Source organism: Halorubrum sp. AJ67 (genome assembly GCF_000513435.1).
Genome location: NZ_CBVY010000007.1, coordinates 82,585 through 84,663 on the forward strand (window position 1 = coordinate 82,585; position 2,079 = coordinate 84,663).

The 2,079-nt window shown below is 68.3% G+C and carries 1 protein-coding gene and 1 pseudogene; one reads left to right on the plus strand and one right to left on the minus strand.

What is annotated here, in order from left to right; translation table 11 throughout:
• Positions 1–508, plus strand: a pseudogene (locus BN903_RS08125) (hypothetical protein); the annotation flags it as partial.
• Positions 509–541: 33 nt separating this feature from the next.
• On the opposite strand, the gene BN903_RS08130 reads toward BN903_RS08125, so the two are convergent.
• A complete protein-coding gene (locus tag BN903_RS08130; protein ID WP_048077271.1) occupies positions 542–1,885 on the minus strand; it encodes an alkaline phosphatase family protein in 1,344 nt (447 codons plus the stop codon).
• Positions 1,886–2,079: the final 194 nt, after the last annotated feature.

Here is a 2,079-nt window from a genome sequence, read left to right on the forward strand (position 1 = left end):
CGCCGAGCGCGCCGTCGCCGCCGACCACGAGTGGATCGCGGTCGTCGACGGGACCGTCGCGGCCGGCGCTCCGGGCGCGTCGATGAGCGGGTACGATCGGGACCTCGATCGCCGGTTCGGACTCGACGTGCACGCGCCGAACGCCCGACCGGCGGCCGTTCAGGCCGATCAGGGAGCAATCTACTACTCGCGCGGGCGGACGGTCACCGCGGTCGACGTCGCGCGGGGCGAGGTCGCGTTCGAGCGGTCGAACCTGCCGCAAGGAAACCTCGCCGTCGACGAGCACGGGGCGTACGTCACGGGAATCGAAAGAGCACGCGACGCCGGGACGGAGCCCCGGATGGTCGCAGTCGGTACCGACGGGTCGGTGCGGTGGGAGGCACCGTTCCCGGACGGGGTCGATCCGAGGGACCTGTACGCGTTCGGCGGGCGATTGGTCGCCCTCGCGGACGACGCGGCGTACGGGTTCCGCGCGGCCCCGGGCGAGCGGTGGTCGCCGTTCGGGTAGGACGCGATCGGTCGCGGATTCGACCGGGACGCGTCAGCCCAGCAGGCTCTCGCCGTCGAACTCGGCGTCGAGGTCGACGTCCATGAGATCGAGGACCGTCGGCGTTACGTCGAAGAGGTTCGCGTCGGTCAGGTCGATGTCGGGCTCGGTCGAGTACAGAAGCGAGTTCTCGAACTTGTGCATCCCGTTTCGGGGACCCTGCGTGAACACGGCCTCCTTGCCCCCGAAGCCGGACTTGAGGTCGAACCCGTCGGCGGGGATGACGACCAGATCGGGCGCGATCTCGTCGTGGTCGCCGTCGAAGACGGTCTCGCCTTTGACGATCCGCTTGCACACCTGCCGGCCGTCGGGACCGGTGAGCGATTCGAGGTCGGCGATGAGCTCCTCGCGCGTCTCCTCGTACTCCGATTCGGAGACGACGCCGTTCGGCTCGCGGCCCTCGACGTTGAGGTAGAAGCGACCGGGGATGAGCGAGTAGGCGCGGGCCTCGTCGTCGATGTCGGCCAGCGAGTCGTGGTCGTCGTCCTCGTAGGAGAGCCACCCCTCGTCGGCGAGGAACTGGTTGCAGTTCACCTCGTGGGTCAGCTCCGTGAAGCCGTGGTCGGAGGCGACGATCAGCGTCGTGTCGTCGTCGAGCGCGTCGCGGATCTCGCCGAGATAGTCGTCGAGGGTGCGGTAGAACTCGAGGAACTCCGCTTTGTACTCGCCGTCGTTCGCGTAGTCGCCGAACAGGAAGTGGTTCACGCGGTCGGTACTCATGAAGACGCCGAAGAAGAGGTCCCAGTCGTCCTCGGCGAGGTAGTGAGAGAACGCCTCGTATCGGGCGTCGAGCGTCGCGTGGGCATTCTCGATGAACTCCGTCTTGTCGTCGTCGTGTCCGAGTTTGGCGTTGACGTCGATCCGGTAGTCGAAGCCGTCGAGCGTCTCCCGGACCGACTCGTCGCTCGCGGCCGCGTCGAGGTCGGGCGAGAGGAAGCCGGAGACCATCCGCTGGACCCGCGTCGACGGCGGGAACGTGACGGGGACGTTCAGGACGGTCGCGTCGCGGCCGGCGTCGGTGACGCGGTCCCACAGCCGGGTCGCCCGGACGTGTTTTCCGAGCGGGACGTACGTCTCGTAGGAGTCGACCTCGCGGTCTTGGAAGCCGTACACGCCCGTCTCGCCGGGGTTCACGCCGGTCGTGAGGCTCGGCCAGCACGCGCTCGACTCGGGCGGCACGATGCTCTCCAACCGCCCGCCGGAGCCGGTCTCGGCGATGTCGGTCAGGTTCTCGAAGACGTCGGGGTGGTCCTCGACGAGGTCGAGCGGTACGCCGTCGATCCCGAGGAAGACGACACGCCCGTCGTCGTCGCCGCGGAGCCGATCGAACAGACCCATAGGCGGTCGTTCCGTGGCGGCGGCCATATCCCTTGTGTTCCGGCGAATTCCGCCGCCTATTCGGTGTGCCGGCGAGTGAGGCGGATTCAGAAGGCCTATTGACCCCGACGGCGACACCTCTGGCGTATGAGCGAGGACTTCCCGGCGAGCGTCGACGTCGATTACGCCGACGGCGAGGGCGAGGACCCCGAAGA